Genomic DNA, 19,586 nt, shown 5'->3' on the forward strand with positions numbered 1-19,586 from the left:
GGCGGGGCACCGTTGGGGACGGATTCCGAGTTGGAATCTGCCACCGGGCATTACCGCCCGTCAACGGAATCCCTTTGCAGGTTTGTTGCAGGAAAGCGTTCAGGCGTGTGCGGCGAGGAATTCGTCCAGGCAGCGTTCGGCGTTCGCGGTGACCGTCAGGGCCGGGTTGGCGAGGCACGCGGAGCCGGGCAGCAGGGCGCTGTCCACGCAGTACAGGTTCTGATATCCGGCCACCTTCCCGGTGAAGTCGGTGGCCCTGCCCATCACCAGACCGCCGAGCGGGTGGTAGGTGTTGCGCGACCCCAGGCCCATGCCGGTGTTGCGGTCGTAGGACGGCAGCCCGGTCAGCAGCGAACCCTTCGAGCCCTCGGTACGCCACCACAGCCGGGTGGCCAGATCCCGCCCGGCCTTGTCGCCGGCGGTCTCCATCTCGGCGTACGGCCAGTGGACCTTCCCGGCGCCGGTGGCCGCGTCGTACCGGATCTCGCCACGTTCCGGGATCAGGGTGGTGATCAGGTGCGCGGTGGTGGCCGGCAGCCAGGACGGGATCGGCGCCGCCTCCCAGGCCATGGCGGTCCGCGCGTACGGGTTCGCGTCGTCGAAGAACCGCACGTTGCCCGGCCCGCCCTGCGCGTGCCCGACCGCCTTGCGCAGGTTGAGCCGGGCGATCAGGAAGTCCCCGTTGTTGCCCCAGCCCTTGCCCACCTCGGTGCTGGTCAGCCGGGGGAGACGGCCGCGTGCCCGGGAGGTGAGCAGCAGTGACGTGCTGTTCAGCGAGCCGGCCGCCAGGAACACGAACTCGGCCGTGAACGTCTTGTTCGCGAGCACTCCACCGCGCTCGTCGATCTGCCGGGCGGCGACCTCGAACCGCTCCTGCCCGGACACCTCCCTGATCTCGGACACCTCGTGCAGCGGCAGGATGCTGACATGCCCGGTCTGGGTGGCCCAGGCGAGATAGTTGTGGTCGACGCTGTTCTTCGCGCCCGAGTTGCTGCCGAACGGCCCCTCACCGATCGTGTGACAGGCCCGCACCCGGCCGGCCAGCTCGTCCCGGATCACGTTCCAGTCGACCCCGAACGGCACCGGTACGGGTGTGCGCCCGAACTCGGCGATGTATTCCAGCCACGCGCGCGCCCCCGCGTACCCCGCATGGTTTTGAATGTCGGCGGGAATCGGTGCGGCGCCCAGATTCTGCCGGGCGCGCGGCCAGTAGACGTCCTCGAACGTGGTGTACGACAGTTCGGCCGGATAGACCCGCTCCCAGTCGGCGCGGCGCGGTTGTGGCAGGTACATGCCGATGACCAGCGACCCACCGCCCACCCCGGCCCCGCACATCACCTGGATGCCGTCGCCGACGTGTTTCTGGATGAGCCCGGCGCCCCGCTCGATGGTCTTGCTGACGTCCAGGCCGAGTGGCGGTTTGTCGGCGAACCACGCGCACCGCCAGTCCGGGTCGCTGATCGTGCAGAACGTGTCGCCGGAGCCGTCCAGATCCCAGCGCCGGCCCCGTTCCAGGACGGTCACCTCCACCCCGGCCTGGGCCAGCCGGTACGCGGCCACCGCACCGGCGAACCCGCTGCCGATCACCAGGGCGGTCCGGCCCTGGAGGTTGCGCCGGGCCAGGCCGGGCAGGAACAGCCCGGCGGCGCTCGCTTGCAGAAGAGTCCGGCGTTTCACGGCTGCCTCCCGACCACCCACATGGAGAAGAACTGCGACCCGCCCCCGTACGCGTGCCCGAGCGCCGTCGCCGCGCCCGGCACCTGGTGCTCCCCGGCCCGGCCCATCACCTGCATCGCGGCTTCGGCGAACCGCAGCAGGCCGGACGCGCCGATCGGGTTGGAGCAGAGGACCCCGCCGGACGGGTTGACCGGCAGCGCTCCGCCGATCCGGGTCTCACCCGATTCGACGAGTTTCCAGCCCTGTCCCTGGCCGACAAATCCGACGTTCTCCAGCCACATGGGCTCGAACCATGAAAAGGGCACGTAAAGTTCGGCTACGTCGATCTCCTCCAGCGGCCGTTTTATCCCCGCCGCCTCCCAGAGGGCGGACGCGGCCACCGAACCCGCCCGCGGATCGACGTGATCCTTACCGGAGTAGAAGGTCGGCTCGGTCCGCATGGCGGTCGCCCGGATCCAGGCCACCTGGTTCGACGATGCCTCGGCGGCCGCCTGATCCCCGATCACCAGCGCGCAGGCGCCGTCCGAGGAGGGGCACGTCTCGTCGTACCGGATCGGATCCCACAGCATGGGGGACCGCTGCACCGAGTCGAGGGTGATGTCCGGCTGCCGCAGATGCGCGTGGGGATTCAGGGCGCCGTTGCGCCGGTCCTTCACCGCCACCAGGGCGCCGATGTGCGCCGGAGCATCGAATCTCCGAATATACGAGCGGATATGGGGAGCGAAGTACCCGCCCGCCCCCGCCGTGATCGGCGCGCTGAACGGCGGCTGGATCGACAGCGCCCACATCGCGTTCGACTCCGACTGCTTCTCGAACGCCACCGCCAGCACCCGCCGGTGCACCCCGGCCCGGATCAGGCTGGTCGCCACGATCCCGGTCGCCCCGCCCACCGAGCCGGCCGTGTGCACCCGCAGCAGCGGCTTCCCGGCCGCCCCGATCGCGTCCGCCAGGAACAGCTCGGGCATCATCACGCCCTCGAACAGGTCCGGCGCCTTACCCAGCACCACCGCGTCGATCTGATCCCATCCGGTCGCCGCGTCGGCCAGCGCCCGGTCGATCGCCTCCCGGCACAGCCCGGCCATCGACACGTCGGTGCGCCGGGTACGGTGCTCCGTCTGCCCGGTTCCCAATACCGCGGCCCTGCGCATCACGCCTCCAGCACACAGACGAGGTTCTGCTGCAACGCGGGCCCGCTCGTGGCGTGCCCCACCGCGGTCCGCGCCCGCCCGGACATCACCTCGCCGGCCGCCGCCCCGATCCGCGACAGCCCGGCCGAGAACATCGCGTTCGCGCCGAACGGCAGGTAGGAGCCGGCCCGGACCACCGCACGCAGCAGCAGCTCCTGATGGGTGAACGGGGCGTGCAGCGCGGCCACGTCCACCGGGCCGTCCAGGCCGGCGTCCCGGGCCGCCGCGACCGCCGACGGCACCGTGGTCAGGTCCCGCTCGCCGAGGCCCTGCGGATCCACCCGATGCGCGAACCCGGCGATCCGGGCCGGCCGTTCCCGCAGATCGCGGGCACGATCAGTCGCGGCCAGCACGACCGCCGCGGCACCGTCGGCGACGCGCGCCACGTCGTGCTCCCGCAACGGACAGCAGAGGTACGCGCCCTCGGCGCGCCGCCCCACCACCCGCGCCATGTCGTCCTCGGTGAACAGTCCCGCGTCCAGGGCGAGCCGGGCCTGCAACGCCGCGACGCTCGTCGCGCCCGGCCACAGCGGCGCCACCGTGTACGGGTCCAGCTGCAACGACAGCACCCGGTCCAGATCGCCGGCCGTGCCCTTGCCGAACCCGTACACCAGGGCGGTCTCCGCCTCCCCGGCCAGAATCTTGAGGTACGCCTCGTACAGCGCCCACGCCGCGTCCATCTCCACGTGCGATTCGCTGATCGGCGGCACCGCCCCGATCGCGTCCACCGCGCTGACGAACGAGAACGCCCGCCCGGCCAGGTAGTCCGACGACCCGGAGCACCAGAAGTCGACCTCGCGGCGGCCCAGCCCGGCGTCCGCCAGCGCGGCCGTGATGACCGGTACCAGCGTCTCCACCCCACTCGTGGTGAGCGAGCGGTCCGCGCTCGCGTATCCCACCACCGCCACGGCGTTCACAGGTGTTCCGCGTACGACTCGTAGGGGGCGTCCGGCTCCCCGGACGGCTCGAAGTGGTCGATGTTCTCCGGCGTGGTGGACCATCGCGACCGGTCCCGCCAGACCGCGGCCACCCGCATCCCCATCCGCACGTCCGCGGCCTCGACGCCGAGGATCAGGTGCGAGATCGGGATGTCGGCGCCGTCCAGCAGCACCTGCGCCACCACGTACGGCGGGGTCAGCCGCTGCCCCGCGAACGGCACGTTGACCACGCAGAACGTGGTGACCATGCCGCGGTCGGCGACCTCCACCACCTCGTCCGGGGCCACCCCGTCGGCGGGGCAGACGCGCGGGGGGACGTACACCTTCCGGCAGGCCGGGCAGCGCTGGCCGATGATCCGCCCCTGTTCCAGGGCCCGCAGATAGCGGTCCTCCTCGGTGGACGTGGTGTGTGTGTAGTGCAACCGGATCGGCGTGGTCATGATCTCCACCGGCTCGCCGCCGGTTGAACCGGACATGTCGGATTCGCCAGGCTCGAAGCATTCGATGTCCCGGATGTGTCCCTGTCTCGCGGGCGTCCAGCGAATCCGCACCCGCATCCCGGTGTGCAACTCGGAGGCGTCCACCGCGTGCAGCATCGGCGTGTCCGCGCCGTCCAGCCGGATCAGCGCCCACCCGAACGGCCGGTCCAGTGGCTGTCCCTCGACCGGCCGCGCGTTCCACGTCCAGCTCACCACGGTCCCGGTGGGCGACACCTCGACCAGGTCGGTGACCGGCTCGTGGGTGACCGGGTCGTACTCCAGCGGCGGCACGTGCACCCGCCCGTCCGAGGTCCGCGCACCCAGCACCCGCCGCTCCCGCAACCCCGCCATGAACCGGCCCAGCACCGGCCCGAGTGAGCGGGTGTAGTCGAAGGCGATGGTCAGCGGTGCCGCGAGGGTATCCACGTCAATGAGTGAAACACGTTCCAATATTGGCGAGCAAGGACCGTGTGTAGACGCTTTCTCATCGATGGAACCAGTTATAGAGTCGGGCCATGACGGGCATCGGGATGTGGACCATCGCGGCCGAGCGGCCGCAGCTCGCGGCCATCGTGGACCCGGACGGCCGCACCCTCACCTACGGCGAACTCGCCACCGAGGCCGACCGGATCGGGCGCGGCCTGCGCGACGCCGGGCTGGAGGCGGGCGACACCATCGCCCTGCTGCTGCCCAACGGCGCCGACATCCTCACCGCCTACTTCGCGGCCGCCCAGATCGGGCTCCACGTCGTACCGCTGAACTGGCATCTCACCGCCGCCGAGATCGGCTACATCCTGCGCGACTGCGGCGCCCGCGCCTTCATCGCGCACGAACGCTTCGCCGACGCGGCCCGCGAGGCCGGGCCGTCCGTGCCATCCCGCTTCGCGGTCGGCGACATCCCGGGCTTCGCGCCCCTGTCCACCCTGGGCGCGGGCGGATCCGGCAGACCCTTCCCTCGTACGCTCGGCGCGCTCATGGTCTACACGTCCGGCACGTCGGGCCGGCCCAAAGGGGTACGCCGTCCGCTGCTCGGCCTCGACCCCGACCAGGTGCCACCGGTGTCGTTGTGGTTCTTCGGACTGTTCGGTCTGCGCCCGTTCGACGATCACGTCCATCTGTGCTGCTCACCGCTTTACCACACGGCCGTGATGAACTTCGCGGTGATCTCGCTCCAGTTCGGCCACACGGTCGTGGTGATGGACCACTGGGACGCCGAGGAGTTCCTCCGTCTGGTGAGCACACACCGGGCCACCCACAGCCACATGGTGCCCACCCAGTTCCGGCGGCTGCTCGCCCTGCCCGCACACGCCCGGCGGCGGTACGACGTGTCCTCGATGCGCGCCATGATCCACGGGGCCGCGCCCTGCCCGCAGCCGGTGAAACGGAACATGCTCGACTGGTTCGGGCCGGTCGTGATCGAGTACTACGCCGCCTCCGAGGGCGGCGGCACCCTGATCACCGCCGCCGAATGGCTCCAGCGGCCCGGCTCGGTCGGCCGTGCCTGGCCCGGCTCCCGGGTCCGGGTCCTCGACGACGACGGCAAGGACCGGCCGCCCGGCGAACCCGGCACCGTCTACCTCCAGATGGGCGACGCCACCTTCGAATACCACGGAGACGCCGAGAAGACCCGCGCCTCCTGGCGGGACCGGATGTTCACCGTCGGCGACATCGGCTACCTCGACGACGACGGCTACCTGTTCCTCTGCGACCGGGCCAGCGACGTGATCATCACCGGCGGCGTCAACGTCTACCCCGCCGAGATCGAGAACGAGCTGGCCGTCCACCCGGCGGTCGCCGACGCCGCGGTCTTCGGCATCCCGCACGACGAGTGGGGCGAGGAGATCAAAGCCGTGGTCCAGCCCCGGCCCGGCATCAACCCCGGCCCCGCCCTCACCACCGAACTGCTCGCCTTCCTGGCCGGCCGGGTGGCCCGCTTCAAACTGCCCCGCACCGTCGACTACGTCGCCGAACTGCCCCGCGACCCGAACGGCAAGCTCTACAAGCGCCACCTCCGCGACCCCTACTGGTCCGGCCGAGACCGCGCCATCTAGACAACCTTTGCGGTCGAGGTCCGCGTTTCGCTTCCGGCCCCTTTCCTGGTACGCCTGTCGTCGTCCCGTTTCTATTCGTCCCGTTCCGCCCGCCCGCCCGTCTCGCTGCCCACTCCCGCCTGTGCCGCCCCCGCCGGGCGGAGATCGGTCGGCCACTCACGCATGTGCTGCCGCCCCCGCCGGGCGGGTGGTTGCGGTTGGTGCTTGCCAGGCACCCGGGTGCGGCTCCCGGCGGTCACGCCGCTCGCGCCACGCGGAGGTGAACGCACACGAAAGCCGTCACGTGGGCTGCCGTCGCGGCGATAGGCCACGTAGGCGACCACGACACCGCCACCGTGCGCGCCCACCCTCGTGCAAGCACGACCAACCGTCCCGGGCGGCCGGCGCAACGGCCGCGTCGCCGGCCGGACCCGGCAATTGCTCGCGAGGCGCCGCGGGACGGGGTGGTTTGGCGGGAACGGGCACGTCCGTACGATCAAACGCCTTTGAAGTGGGGTTTTCGTTTTTCGATGAAGGCGCGCGGGCCCTCCTTGGCGTCCTCGGACATGAAGACGCGGATGCCGATGCGGGATTCGAGGGCGAACGCCTCGTTCTCCGGCAGGCCCTCGGTCTCGCGGATGGTGCGCAGGATGGCCTGCACGGCGAGGGGGCCGTTCGCGGCGATCGTCTCGGCGATTCTCAAGGCATGCGCCAGGGCTTCGCCATCGGGGACGACGTGGCCGATCAGTCCGGCGTCGCGGGCCTCGAAGGCGGTCAGGTGCCGGCCGGTGAGCAGGAGATCGGCGGCCACCGTGTAGGGCAGCTGGCGTGGCAGCCGGACCGCCGAGCCGCCGAGCGGGAACAGCCCCCACCGGGCCTCGGAGACGCCGAAGCGGGCGCTCTCGCCGGCCACCCGCACGTCGGTGGCCTGCAGGATCTCGGTGCCGCCGGCGACGGCCGGACCTTCCACGGCGGCGATCAGCGGCTTGGTCAGACGGCGGCCCTTGAGCAGCGCGTCGATGCGGGACAGGTCGGTGCCGTTGGACCGGAACCCGTCGCCGGGGTGCTCGGCGGTCATGGCGCGAAGGTCGGCGCCCGCACAGAACGCGCCACCCGCGCCGGTCAGGATCGCCACCCGGATCGACGGGTCGGTGTCGACCCGGTCCCAGGCGTCGCGCATCACCGCCATCATCGCGGGGGAGAGCGCGTTGCGGACCTCCGGCCGGTTCATCGTGACGATCAGGATCGGTCCGCGCTGTTCGACGAGAGCGTCCACCCGGTTTCCCTCCCAGTGCCAAACTCTTGCTCCGGAACGATAACAGGTTCTACTTTGCGTTGATGGCGGCCAATATTGCGGACCTGTTCGAGCACGCGGTCGACGCCTTCTCCGATCGCGTCGCGGTGGCCTGCGGCGAGCGTGAGACCACCTACGCGGAGCTGGAGGAGAGCGCCAACCGTTTGGCCCATTTCCTGCGAAGTCGAGGAGTGGGCAAGGGCGCCCACGTCGGGCTGTACGCGGGCAACTCGATCGAGGCCGTGGTGGCCATGATCGCCGTGTACAAGCTGCGCGCCGTGGTCGTCAACGTCAACTACCGGTATGTGGAGAACGAGTTACAGTACCTGTTCGAGGACGCCTCCCTGACCGCGCTGATCCACGACCGCGGATTCTCGGCGAAGGTCCGGGCCGTGGGCGGCGGCCTGGACACCACGATCGCCCTGCCGGACGGGACCGATGCCGACATCCCGGGCGTCTCCTACGCGGACGCCGTCGCCGCCGGCAAACCCGACCGGGACTTCGAGCCCCGTGAGGGCGACGACATCTACCTGCTCTACACCGGCGGCACCACCGGCTACCCGAAGGGCGTCATCTGGCGGCACGAGGACGTGTGGCGAGTTCTCGGTGGTGGCATCGATTTCATGTCCGGCATCCCCGTCGAGGACGAGTGGGCCCAGTCCCGGCGCGGCGCCGAGATGCCGCCGATGGTCCGGTTCTGCCTCGCCCCGCTCATCCACGGCAACGCCCAGTGGGCCGCCCTCGCGGCGCTGTTCGGCGGCGACACCGTGGTGTTCCTGCCCCACTTCGACCCGGACGACGTGTGGCGGGTGATCGAACGCCGCCAGGTCAACGTGGTGGTCCTGATCGGCGACGCGATGGCCCGGCCGATCATCGAGGCGTACCTGGCCGGCAACTACGACGGATCCTCGCTGGTGGCGATCTCGTCCAGTGCCGCCCTGTTCTCGCCATCGGTGAAGCGGCAGTACCTGGAGGCGCTGCCCAACGTCATGGTCACCGACGCGATCGGCTCCTCGGAGACCGGATTCGCCGGCATCGGCATCGTCGCCGACGTCCAGGGCGGCGCCGTCGACGGGCCGCGGGTCATGCCCGGCCCGGACACCATCGTCATCGACGAGTACGGCAACAAGGCCGCACCCGGCGTCGTCGGCCGGCTGGCCCGCGGCGGGCACGTGCCGCTCGGCTACCACAAGGATCCGGAGAAGACCGCCGCGCTGCTCACCGAGGTGGACGGGGTCCGCTACGCGATACCCGGCGACCTGGCCCGGATCGAGGAGGACGGCACCCTCACCCTGCTCGGCCGTGGCAACACGTGCGTCAACACCGGCGGCGAGAAGGTCTTCCCCGAAGAGGTCGAGGGCGCCCTGAAAGCCCATCCGGACGTGTTCGACGCCCTGGTCATCGGTGCGCCCGACGACCTGCTCGGCCAGAAGGTCGTCGCCCTCGTCCAGACCCGCCCCGGCGCGACCCTCGACCTGGACGACCTCGACACCCACGTGCGGCAGCGCATCGCCGGCTACAAGGTGCCGCGCCGGATCTGGGTGGTCGACGGGATCCAGCGCACCATCAGCGGCAAGGCCGACTACCGGTGGGCGCACACCTACGCGAGGGAGCACCATGCGGACTGACCTCTGCGACCTGCTCGGCGTCGACCATCCGATCGTCGGGTTCAGCCCGTCCGAGCACGTCGTCGCGGCCATCAGCCGGGCCGGCGGGTTCGGGGTGCTCGGCTGCGTCCGGTTCAACGACGCCGCCGAACTCGACACCGTCCTCACCTGGCTGGACCGGGAGACCGAGGGCCGCCCCTACGGCGTTGACGTGGTGATGCCCGGCAAAGTCCCCACCGAGGGACTGCCCGCCGACCTCGGTGAACTGATCCCTCCCGGACACCGCGACTTCGTCGAACGGACCCTGCAACGCCTCGGCGTCCCCCCGCTCGGGGCCGCCTCGGACCGGCCCGGCGTCCTCGGCTGGCTGCACTCGGTCGCTCGCAGTCACGTCGAAGTGGCTCTCCAGCACCCGGTCCGGCTGATCGCCAACGCGCTCGGCCCGCCGCCACCGGACGTCATCGCCCAGGCCCACGACCGTGGTCTGCTGGTCGCCGCGCTCGCCGGCCGGGCCGACCACGCCCGCGGTCATGTGGCGGCCGGAGTCGACATCGTGGTCGCTCAGGGCTATGAAGCCGGCGGGCACACCGGGGAGATCGCCAGCATGGTGCTGGTCCCGGAGATCGTCGACGCGGTCGGCGTACCGGTCCTGGCGGCCGGCGGCATCGGCAGCGGACGCCAGATCGCCGCCGCCCTCGCCCTCGGCGCGCGCGGCGTGTGGATGGGCTCGGTCTGGCTCGGCTCCAGCGAATACCGCAGCGCCCCGGCACTGCGCGACGCTCTCCTCCAAGCCGGCTCCGGCGACACCGTGCGTAGCCGCATCTACTCCGGCAAACCGGCCCGCCTGTTGCGCAACCGCTGGACCGAGGCATGGTCCGAATCAGACGCGCCCGCACCACTTCCGATGCCGTTGCAGAACCTGCTCGTCTCCGGGGCCCACGACCGCCTGATGGCCTCCGGGGACCCGACCGTCGTACCGATGCCGGTCGGCCAGATCGTTGGCCGGATGAACGAGGTCCGCCCCGTTTCCGCCATCCTCACCGACCTGGTCACCGAAGCCGACGAAACCCTCTCCCAAATCCACAAACTCCTCTGACCGTACGAGGAGGGCCGCCTCGCCGCATCGAGCCAGCCCCGAGACGCCCTGCGAGCCAGGCGTTCCCTCAGGGCCGTCCCGCCCCCACCGGGCGTGAGCCTGACCGGGCGGCTGGCGGCGCGCGGTCCGACCCTGGGTGGCAGGCGGCGCGCGGTCCGGCCCGGGGTGGCTGGCGGTGCGCGGTCCGGCCTGGGTGGCTGGTGGTGCATGGTCCGACCCGGGGTGGCTGGCGGTGCACGGGTCACGGGGTCTGGCTGGTTGTCAGGGCTGTTTCACGGGAGAGCGGCAGCACTGGTGGCCGGCCGGGTTCGCCGGTCAGGCCGGGTCGCGGCCGATGAAGCCGATCAGGCGGGTCACCGGGTCGGCGTCGGTGGGGACGGTGACCTTCGGGCCGTACTGGCCGGAGGCCCGCAGCATCTCGTCCATCGGTTCCATGCCGGACAGCAGGAGGGTGGCGTAGGCCGGGTCCAGGAACTCGTCCTGGCCGGTGGCCCGGGCCAGATCCCAGGTGTGCATGAAGACGTCAGTCGTGTAGAAGCGGTCGATCGCCTGATCCAGGGGGAGTTCGCCGAGGTGCGGGTTGGTCAGGGTGCGGTCGGCGGTCTTCGGGTCGTCCAGGACGGCCTGGACGGCGGTGTGGTGCGCCTGCCAGGCGGCGACCGGGTCGGCATCCACTGACGGAACCGGCGGCAGGGTGACCTCCGAGCCGGAGGCCAGGAAGCCGGGGAGCCACTCGACCAGGTGGCGGACCACGTCGCGGGCGGTCCAACCGGCGACCGGGGCCGGCGCGTCCCAGTCCTGGGCGCCGGTCACACGGGCGGTGAAGCCTGCGGCGATCTCGCGGTGCCGTTCGGCGGGTGACAGTTCGGCGAGTGTCATCCTTGGCGTCCTCTCTCGATCTGGCTGCGTGGGAGTTTCGATCCGGCCGGGTGGTGGCGATCGGGCTCGAGGTTCGCGATCTGGCCGTAGTTTCAACCTATCAGTTGAAACGGTCCCATGGGGGTGAGGCCGGCTCGGCAGTTCAGCTGGGTGGTCGTGGTGCCACGTGGTGTTCCGCTGGGCGTGTGGTGGTGAGGCTGGCCGGGCCGGTCAGCTGGGTGGTCGTGGTGTTTCGCTGGGCGTGTGGCGGTGAGACTGGCCGGGCAGGGGAGCTGGACGGTTGTGGCGCAACGTGGTGTGCCGCTGAGTTCGTGGGGGTGAGGTCGGCTCGGCAAGTCAGTTGGGTGGTTGTGGTGCCGCGTGGCGGTCCGTTGGGCTTGTGGGGGTGGGGTCGCCCCGGCGGTCGCGGCACGACCGCGCGTTTCGCTCGGCTCGCGGGGTGAGGTCGGCCCGGCGGTCGCGGCACGGCCGCGCGGTGTTCCGTTGGGCTTGTGGGGGTGGGGTCGGCTCGGCGGTCGCGGCACGACCGCGCGTTTCGCTCGGCTCGCGGGGGTGGGGTCGGCTCGGCGGTCGCGGCACGATCGCGCGTTTCGTTCGGCTCGCGGGGGTGGGGTCGGCTCGGCGGTCGCGGCACGATCGCGCGTTTCGTTCGGCTCGCGGGGGTGGGGTCGGCCCGGCGGTCGCGGCACGACTGCGCGTTTCGCTCGGCTCGCGGGGTGCTTCGGGACGGTCGGTGTTCGGCGGGGCGGGGAACGCCGTACCGGAAATGGTGTTGATCGGCCGGACTCCGCCGGTGGGGTGAGTTTTCGGCCGGGGCGGGCGGAAAGGCGGCTGACGCCGAAGGGCCGGCGGATGATGAGAAGCGGTAACCGTCGTCGCTCGTTGGAGCTGACATGCAGACCATTCGGAGATCGCTTGCCCTGTTCGTGGCCGTTCTGTGTGTGACCACTGTGCCGGCTGTGCCGGCCTCGGCCCGGCCCGCCGGATTCGGGGAAGGCGTTCCGGTCGAAGCCCCACCGGGCCTGGTCGCCGTGCAGCGGCCGGAGGGTGATGGGCCCGCCGACATTCCCGACTGGATGACCCGCGAGGCGCGATGGCGGCAGGCCGCTCGGATCCGCGCCCAGTCCGGCTCGGCGGCCGGGCACGGCGGCGCGACCGGCCCCGTGTCCGGCGGTGCCAACACCCACGGATCTGTGCCCGGCGGCGGTCACGGATCTGTGCCTCGCGGCGGTCACGGATCTTTGCCTGGGGGCGGGATCGGATCTGTGCCCGGCGGTGGCCACGGGTCTGTGCCCGGTCCCGATGGTGGGCACGGGTCTGTGCCTGATCCTGACGGGGGTCGCGGGTCTGTGGGCGGGCCCGCCACTTCACCAGCGGGCCCGATTCCGGACGGGGCCATGCTCGGGCCCGACGACCTGGGCGGTGTCGCCCCGCTCGCGGTGGACCGTGACAGCTGGGTGCGGCTGCGCCCACCTCAGCCGTGCGAGGGTGACTACCCGGAGGCCAAAGCCGAGCGTGCCGTCACCGCGGTGATCGACGTCGACCGGGCGCCGATCGCGGTGATGGAGTACGTCGGCGTCTACCGCCGCGGTGAGGCGCGCCGCTACCTGCGCGAACTCCGTGACGTCCTGAAGGTCTGCGAGGGTACCGCCTGGCGGATCGAGGCCACCGGTGTCGCCGGCCCGGACTCGCTGCTGCTGCGGTACAGCGACACCTTCGAGCACGTCGACAAGTGGATCACCCATCACACCTACCTCGTGGTCGCTCGTAAGGGCCGGGCCGTGGTGCTGGTCGCCGATGCCGGCTGGGAGACCGACAGCGGCGACCCGGCAGTGGCCCGCAGGCTGATCACCCCCGCGCTACGGCGGGCGGCTGGCCTTCACTGAACTGCGTCCGGTACAGCTGCTCGTAACGCCCACCGGCGGCGAGCAGCTCCGGATGGGTGCCCCGCTCGACGACCCGCCCCTCCTCGACGACCAGGATCTGGTCGGCCGCCCGGACCGTGGACAACCGGTGGGCGATCACCACCGCGGTACGCCCGGACAGCGCCTCGCCGAGCGCCGCCTGCACCGCCGCCTCGGACGTCGAGTCCAGGTGGGCGGTCGCCTCGTCGAGCACCACCACCCGGGGCCGGGCCAGCAGCAGCCGGGCGATGGTGAGCCGCTGCCGCTCCCCGCCGGAGAGCCGGTAGCCGCGCTCGCCGATGACCGTGTCCAGCCCGTCCGGCAGCGACTCGATCAGGTCGGCGATGTGGGCGCGGCGTAACACGTCCCACAGGTCCTCCTCGGTGGCCGACGGACGGGCCAGCATCAGGTTGGCGCGCACCGACTCGTGGAACAGGTGACCGTCCTGCGTGACCATGCCGAGCGCCTGCCGCAGCGAGGTGGCGCTCAGGTCCCGCACGTCGACCCCGCCGAGCCGGACCGCGCCGGAACCGGCGTCGTACAGCCGTGGCAGCAGGCTCGCCATCGTGGACTTGCCGGCCCCGGACGACCCGACCAGCGCCACCATCTGCCCCGGCTCGGCCCGGAACGAGATGCCGTGCAGCACCTCCTCGCCGCCGCGGGTGTCCAGCGTCGCCACCTCCTCCAGGGAGGCCAGCGACACCTTGTCGGCCGACGGGTACGCGAATCGCACGTCGTCGAACTCGACCGCGACCGGCCCGTCCGGCACCGGGCGGGCGTCCGGCTTCTCCTCGATCAGCGGTTTCAGGTCGAGCACCTCGAAGACCCGCTCGAAGCTGACCAGGGCGCTCATCACCTCGACCCGGGCGCTGGCCAGCGAGGTGAGAGGTGAATACAGCCGCGTGAGCAGGATGGCCAGCGCCACCACGGCGCCCGGGTCGAGGGAGCCGCGCAGCGCGTAGAAGCCGCCCAGTCCGTAGACCAGCGCGATCGCCACCGCCGACACCGACGTGAGCGCGGTCAGGAACGTCCATTGGGCCATCGCCGTGCGCACGCCGATGTCCCGCACCCGGCGGGCCCGTGCCGCGAACTCGGCCGACTCGGCCGACGGGTTGCCGTAGAGCTTGACCAGTGTCGCCCCGGGCGCCGAGAACCGCTCGGTCATCTGCGTGTTCATCGCCGCGTTGTGCTCGGCGGCCTCCCGCTCCAGTCCGGCCAGCCGCCCGCCGACCCGCCGGGCCGGCAGCACGAACACCGGCAGCAGCAGCAACGACAGCAGGGTGATCTGCCAGGACAGCCCGACCATGACGACCAGCGTGAGCGCCAGCCCCACCAGGTTGCCGACCACACCGGACAGCGTCTCGCTGAACGCGTGCTGTGCCCCGATCACGTCGTTGTTGAGCCGGCTGACCAGCGCCCCCGTCCGGGTGCGGGTGAAGAACGCCACCGGCATCCGCTGCACGTGGTCGAACACCATGGTCCGCAGATCCAGGATCAGGCCCTCGCCGATCCGCGCCGAGAACCACCGCTGCACCAGGCCGAGACCCGCCTCCAGCAGCGCGATCACCGCGATCGCCACGGCCAGGGAGAGGACCAGGCGATACTCCCGGCCCTCCACGATGGCGTCGACCACCTGACCGGCGATCACCGGGACGGCCACCGCGAGGATCGCCGTGACCACGCTGAGCAGCAGGAAGCCGGCGAGTTTGCGCCGGTGTGGCCGGGCCAGGGCCAGGATGCGCCGTAACGTGGCGCGGGAGAACGGGCGCTTGTCCTCGCGCTGGTTCATCTGGTGATACATCGCGTTCCAGGCCGCGAATTCCATGCTCATGACTCGAACCTCCCACCTGACCTGAGGTTGAGGTCAACCCGGTTTCCGTCGATGATGCGCCGGGGGTACGACAAGATTTCGGAGTGATCTTCATGCGACGGGCCGACCCGGTGGCGCGGCAGAGCGAACTGCGGCTGCGGGTCGGCGAGCATCTGGACGCGGGCGAGACGCTCCGCGCCGCGCTGTGGGTGGCCCGGGAGTCCGGTCTGTCGACGATCGCCCGGATCACCCGGTGGGAGGGCGCGCCGGAGGGGCTGCTCGGCTTCGGCGGCGCCGGCCCGACGGCGAGCCCACCCCGCGCGCTGACGGGAACCGCCGCCGAGATGGACCGGCGCCTGCCGGAACCCGCCGCCGCGGCGGCGCTCGCCCTGACCGGGGGCCGCCTGCTGCTGTTCGGTGCGGTCGACGAGCCGCCGGACGCCGGTCCTCCGGAGCGGGGCGCCCGCCTGCGGCTGGCCGGCCGCCGATTGCTGGGCCGGGCCGAGCCCGCGCCGCTGCCCCGGCTGGAGCTGCACTGGCAGTGCCCGCGCGCCCTCCTGGCCGCGGTCGATGCCGGCGACCCGGAGGGCACGCTCACGCTGGGCTTCGGGGACGGGTCGACCCTCTCCCTGGTCGCGCCCGCGATGGTGGCGGTGCCGTTCGCGGAGGCGGCCCGTCGCTCACCCGACAGCGGAGAGGGCCGTCAGTAGTTCCAGGGCCAGGCGCCGCGGACGCCGGCCTCCACCAGCGGCACCATGCGGAACGCCGCGTCGGTGAGGCCACCGAAGACGTGCCGGTTCGGCCCGGACCTCCCGTGACCGGCCCGGTAGCCGACCAGGTTCCAGGTGTAGAGCGGCACGTCGTGCGGGACTGCCGAGCCCGGATTCGTCTGGTACGGATGCGCCTGCTCGTCGGTGACGATCAGGACCCGGTCGTGGCCGCTGTACCACCGCCGCACCGCCTGGAGCGTGTTGGTGCCGCCCAGATTCCCGAACCGGTCGACGACCCGCAGGAGCGACTCGCCCTTGCGTACCGTGACCGGCTTGGAGTCGCTGCCGAACTCGACGAGGTCGACCCGGCCGGGGTTGCGCATGGCCACCGCGGTGCCGAAGACCGCCGCCGCGTCCGCGTGGGTGAGCCGGGTCCGCTTCGACGTCCCGTGGAACATCGACCCGGACCGGTCCACCAGCACCAGCGTACGGCCGGGCAGCGCCGGGACGTTGGCCAGCGACGCGGTCAGCGCCCGGTCGAGCGCGTGGCCCCACCGCAGCGACGGCGCGGCACGGTACGCCGCGAGGAACCGGAACGGGAACTGCCGGCTTCGCGCCACCTGCCCCTGGTCGGCCAGCCGTGCCGCCACTCGCGCCGCGACCTCGTCGTCCACCCCCGCGTCGTCGAAATTCCGCAGGTTCCGCAGCAGCGCCATATAACCCATGGTCGGGATGAGGGCAGTCCACAGCTCGGCCTTGCTAACCCGCGAGCCGGCCAGCGACAGCGCGTCCTCCCAGGTCATCCCGGCGTCCCGTAGGGCCGCGGTGTCGAGCAGCACGGACGGGTCGGCGGCGGCCCGGGCGCGCAGCGCCGCGTTCCGGACGATCATCTCGAGGCTCGCCGCGGGGGCGAACGGGCGGTCGTGACGGCGGTCGAGGGCGTGCCGGTACAGCTCGCCCTGCGCGGGCGAGGACGCGGACGGGTGCGCCAGGTCGATGACGTCGGCGAACCGGAATCCCTTGCTCGCCGTGTCGTACTTCAGCAGCGAGAATTCGGTGTAGAGACGCTCGGCGGCGTCGGCGATGCCACGCTTCACCGGCTTCGGGACGGCCCGGCCGTACCGCGAGGTCCAGTACGCGAGCAGCTCGCCGGGCTCATCGGCCCGCTGGAGCACCGCGTCGATCATCCGGCGCCCGCCGGGGAGGCCCGCGTCGAGCAGGGCGCGGGATGCCTCGGCCGCGCCGGCGAGGGAGGCGGATCGCATGTTGGCGGCGCCGCGCAGCCAGCCCAGGAACGCGAGGGTCCACACCGGATCCTGGACGGCGAGCGTACGGACCAGCGCGGCGAACCGGAGGTCCCGATCGCCGGCGGCCTCGTAGAACGTGTTCTCGCCGGCCATGTTCGCCACCGCCAGCAGGAACAGCTCGTTCTTCGGGCTCCGCGTGACGCCTGGAGCGCCCTCGTGGGTGAGCACCCGCCGGCGGGCTTCGACGGCGTTGAACGTGGCCACGGAGAACTCCCCTCGAAATACAGGTCCGGAAACGGGCGCCCGAGATCAGAATCGGCGGCGGAAACGTTAGTGCTCTACCGCTGAGCTATCCCCCGAGGAGAGTCGGGGGAGCGGGATTCGAACCCGCGACCACTCGATTAAGATTCGAAGTACCCGACACCTTCGCACCGGGCGCCCGCATCCGGACCTGCCATTCCTCCCTGGCCGGACCGGCACCGGGAGGCGCGTGCGAAGAAATTAGCAAAGATCCCCGGCGGCGTTCATCCGAATTATTCGAGGACGATGACGGCACGGCCGGTGAGGTCTCCGGCGGCCAATTTCGTGTAGGCCTCGTCGATGTCGGTGAAGCCGAATTCCTCCACCTGGTTGCGGATCAGGCCGGCCCCGGCGAGGGCGATCACCTCCTGGGCGTCGGCGATGGTCGAGCCCTGGAAGGTGAACACCTCGCCGTCGCGGGGCAGCGACGAGAACCACGGGCCGGTGAGCCGGCCGCCGGCCGAGCCGATCAGGCCGAAGGCGCCGCCGGTCCGCACCGCGGCGATGCCGGCGGTGATCGTCTCGTCGGTGCCGACGAAATCCAGCACGACGTCTATATCTGATAAATCGGACAAGCTGGCGAGGGTGGCGTGGGCACCGATCTCCTGGGCGAACGACAGGCGGGCCGGGGACGAGTCCACCGCCACCACCGAAGCCGCCGTGAGCACCCGCAGGAACTGCACCGCGAAAGCCCCCAGCCCACCCGCGCCCACCACCACCGCCGTGCCGCCCGGCCCGATCCGGGGCAGCGCCCGCCGCACCGCGTGATAGGCGGTGGCCCCGGCGTCGGTGAGCGGCCCGGCGTGCCGCGGGTCCAGCGACCCCAGCGGCAGCAGCGCCCGTGGATCGTCGACCAGCACGTGATCGGCCAGCCCGCCGTCCCGGCCGTAGCCGCGCCCGGCCAGCCCGTACGGGCACCCGCTCTCCTGCCCGCGCACGCAGTAGCGGCACGTCCCGCACGACGACGGCGACACGAGCGCCACCGGCTCCCCGGTGTCCACCCGCCATCCGGCGGTCTCGTGCCCGAGCGTGAACGGCATCCGCCAGCCGAGCGCGTCCCCGGCGGCCGCGGGGATCCGCCGCATGGTCAGGTCGGACCGGCACAGCCCGCACCCGGCGACCTTGACCAGCACCTCGCCGGGCCCGGGTGAGGGGTCCGGCACGGTGGTGGCCCGTGGCGGAGCGCCCCACTCGGTCATCCGATACGCGCGCATGCCGTCCAGGGTGGAACCGGTTGCCGCGCCGAGTCAACGTGCATTGACCAAAAACTAGAACGAGTTCTATCGTCGAAGGCGTGCTGACTACACCGTTCGCGGAAGCGATCCAGGAGGCCGAGAGGGTCATCACCACGGCCCCGCACGTCCGTGACGAGCAGGATCTCGTCGAGGGCTACGACTACCTGGCCGGCAGCATCCGCGCCTCGGTGCAGATGGCCTGGGCCTATGAGCGCGACTTCCCCTACTTCGTCCGCTCCACCGGGCCGTACACGAAGATGGGCCTGGACAACCCGGACACCCTCTACTTCCACGCCTGGCTGCGCGACGACGCCGAGTACGTGGTCACCGGGCAGCGCGGCAGCACCGTCGACCTGAGCTTCCAGATCCTCGACGGCGACTACTCACCGATCACCGTGCCGGGCAGCACCGCCGCCTTCGACGACCGGGAGATCCGCACCGAGCCGGACGGCTCCTTCCGGCTGTTCCTCGGCCCCGGCCTGCCCGGCGCCGGGATGCTGGTGGTCCGCGAGGTCTTCAGCGACTGGGCGAGCGAGCGGCCCGGGATGCTGCGCATCCAGCGCGCCGACCGGATCGGTGCGGCCCCACCACCGCCCACCCTGGACGGCCTCACCAAGCGGTACGGCGTGGCCGGCAAGATCCTGATCAGCCGCCTGCGCACCTTCCTCGCGTTCGCCGAGCGGTTCTACCTGAACCTGCCGGTCAACACGCTCACCCCGCCCCGCTCCACGCCCGGCGGCCTGACCACCCAGTTCTCCTCGGCCGGCCACTACGAGCTGGACGACGACCAGGCCATGGTGATCACCGTCCCGGCCAGCGACGCCCCCTACCAGGGCATCCAGCTCGGCAGCATGTGGTACGTCTCGCTGGACTACATCAACCACCAGACCAGCCTCACCCGCGACCAGGCGAGAATCGACCCGGACGGCATGATCCGGTACGTGGTGAGCGAACGGAACCCGGGCGTCGCCAACTGGCTGGAACGTCTCGGCCACCGCCGCGGCTACGTGCAACTGCGCTGGCAGCGGCTGTCCCGCGAGCTCACCGGCGAGGACGGGCCCCGGGTCGACATCATGGCCGTCGACGACCTGCCCAAACAGCTGCCGCATCACCGGCCGGTCGGCCCGCAGGCGTGGCGGGAACGGATCGCCGCCCGGCAGGCCGCGGTCGCGGCCCGGATGCTGGGCTGAGCC

15 protein-coding genes are annotated in these 19,586 nt (G+C 71.6%); 6 read left to right on the plus strand and 9 right to left on the minus strand.

The features are described from left to right. Positions 1-99: 99 nt before the first annotated feature. From J5X75_RS04575 to J5X75_RS04590, 4 genes are read right to left on the minus strand one after another with little or no spacing between them, the layout of a single operon-like run. On the minus strand, positions 100-1,698 hold the full coding sequence (locus J5X75_RS04575) for an FAD-dependent oxidoreductase (protein WP_208466002.1): 1,599 nt from the start codon (positions 1,696-1,698) through the stop codon (positions 100-102). Further along, on the minus strand, positions 1,674-2,825 hold the full coding sequence (locus J5X75_RS04580) for a thiolase family protein (RefSeq protein WP_208466003.1): 1,152 nt from the start codon (positions 2,823-2,825) through the stop codon (positions 1,674-1,676). Before J5X75_RS04580 ends, J5X75_RS04575 begins: the two co-directional genes overlap by 25 nt. Continuing rightward, positions 2,825-3,781 carry a thiolase family protein gene (locus J5X75_RS04585; protein WP_208466004.1) on the minus strand — a complete coding sequence of 319 codons (957 nt, stop codon included), beginning with the start codon at positions 3,779-3,781 and terminating at the stop codon, positions 2,825-2,827. The genes J5X75_RS04580 and J5X75_RS04585 overlap by 1 nt, the downstream gene beginning before the upstream one ends. Then, entirely contained in the window at positions 3,778-4,734 is a 957-nt protein-coding gene (locus J5X75_RS04590; protein WP_208466158.1) for a Zn-ribbon domain-containing OB-fold protein, read from the minus strand. Before J5X75_RS04590 ends, J5X75_RS04585 begins: the two co-directional genes overlap by 4 nt. Before the next feature lie 62 nt (positions 4,735-4,796). On the opposite strand from J5X75_RS04590, the gene J5X75_RS04595 reads away from it, so the two are divergent. Next, positions 4,797-6,332, plus strand: a complete 1,536-nt coding sequence (locus J5X75_RS04595; protein ID WP_208466005.1) for an acyl-CoA synthetase — start codon at positions 4,797-4,799, stop codon at positions 6,330-6,332. A 475-nt stretch (positions 6,333-6,807) separates the two neighbouring features. Here the strand turns inward: J5X75_RS04595 and J5X75_RS04600 are convergent, their stop codons facing one another. Continuing rightward, a complete protein-coding gene (locus J5X75_RS04600) occupies positions 6,808-7,587 on the minus strand; it encodes a crotonase/enoyl-CoA hydratase family protein (protein ID WP_208466006.1) in 780 nt (259 codons plus the stop codon). Positions 7,588-7,649: 62 nt separating this feature from the next. On the opposite strand from J5X75_RS04600, the gene J5X75_RS04605 reads away from it, so the two are divergent. Further along, entirely contained in the window at positions 7,650-9,233 is a 1,584-nt protein-coding gene (locus tag J5X75_RS04605; RefSeq protein ID WP_208466007.1) for an acyl-CoA synthetase, read from the plus strand. Beyond that, a complete protein-coding gene (locus tag J5X75_RS04610; RefSeq protein WP_208466008.1) occupies positions 9,223-10,308 on the plus strand; it encodes an NAD(P)H-dependent flavin oxidoreductase in 1,086 nt (361 codons plus the stop codon). The genes J5X75_RS04605 and J5X75_RS04610 overlap by 11 nt, the downstream gene beginning before the upstream one ends. A 315-nt stretch (positions 10,309-10,623) precedes the next feature. Here the strand turns inward: J5X75_RS04610 and J5X75_RS04615 are convergent, their stop codons facing one another. Then, on the minus strand, positions 10,624-11,187 hold the full coding sequence (locus J5X75_RS04615; protein ID WP_208466009.1) for a TIGR03086 family metal-binding protein: 564 nt from the start codon (positions 11,185-11,187) through the stop codon (positions 10,624-10,626). A gap of 1,397 nt (positions 11,188-12,584) precedes the next feature. Here J5X75_RS04615 and J5X75_RS04620 point away from each other — a divergent pair. Continuing rightward, positions 12,585-13,073, plus strand: coding sequence for a hypothetical protein (locus J5X75_RS04620; RefSeq protein ID WP_208466010.1), 489 nt, complete (start codon positions 12,585-12,587; stop codon positions 13,071-13,073). On the opposite strand, the gene J5X75_RS04625 is transcribed toward J5X75_RS04620, so the two are convergent. After that, positions 13,036-14,922 carry an ABC transporter ATP-binding protein gene (locus J5X75_RS04625; RefSeq protein WP_208466011.1) on the minus strand — a complete coding sequence of 629 codons (1,887 nt, stop codon included), beginning with the start codon at positions 14,920-14,922 and terminating at the stop codon, positions 13,036-13,038. The genes J5X75_RS04620 and J5X75_RS04625 overlap by 38 nt on opposite strands. Before the next feature lie 83 nt (positions 14,923-15,005). On the opposite strand from J5X75_RS04625, the gene J5X75_RS04630 reads away from it, so the two are divergent. After that, the gene (locus J5X75_RS04630; protein WP_208466012.1) at positions 15,006-15,611 is read left to right on the plus strand and encodes a hypothetical protein; all 606 of its coding nucleotides are present in this window, start codon (positions 15,006-15,008) and stop codon (positions 15,609-15,611) included. On the opposite strand, the gene J5X75_RS45860 is transcribed toward J5X75_RS04630, so the two are convergent. Next, positions 15,605-17,122 (minus strand): TROVE domain-containing protein, encoded by a 1,518-nt coding sequence (locus J5X75_RS45860; protein ID WP_307797921.1) that lies wholly within the window; start codon positions 17,120-17,122, stop codon positions 15,605-15,607. The two genes, J5X75_RS04630 and J5X75_RS45860, sit on opposite strands and share 7 nt — an antisense overlap. Positions 17,123-17,391: 269 nt before the next feature. After that, positions 17,392-18,372, minus strand: coding sequence for an alcohol dehydrogenase catalytic domain-containing protein (locus J5X75_RS04640; protein WP_238487299.1), 981 nt, complete (start codon positions 18,370-18,372; stop codon positions 17,392-17,394). 80 nt (positions 18,373-18,452) lie between these two features. Here J5X75_RS04640 and J5X75_RS04645 point away from each other — a divergent pair, with 80 nt between their 5' ends. Beyond that, a complete protein-coding gene (locus J5X75_RS04645) occupies positions 18,453-19,583 on the plus strand; it encodes a hypothetical protein (protein ID WP_208466013.1) in 1,131 nt (376 codons plus the stop codon). Positions 19,584-19,586 lie beyond the last annotated feature (3 nt).

It is taken from the genome of Actinoplanes flavus (assembly GCF_017592555.1).
Taxonomy (GTDB): domain Bacteria; phylum Actinomycetota; class Actinomycetes; order Mycobacteriales; family Micromonosporaceae; genus Actinoplanes; species Actinoplanes flavus.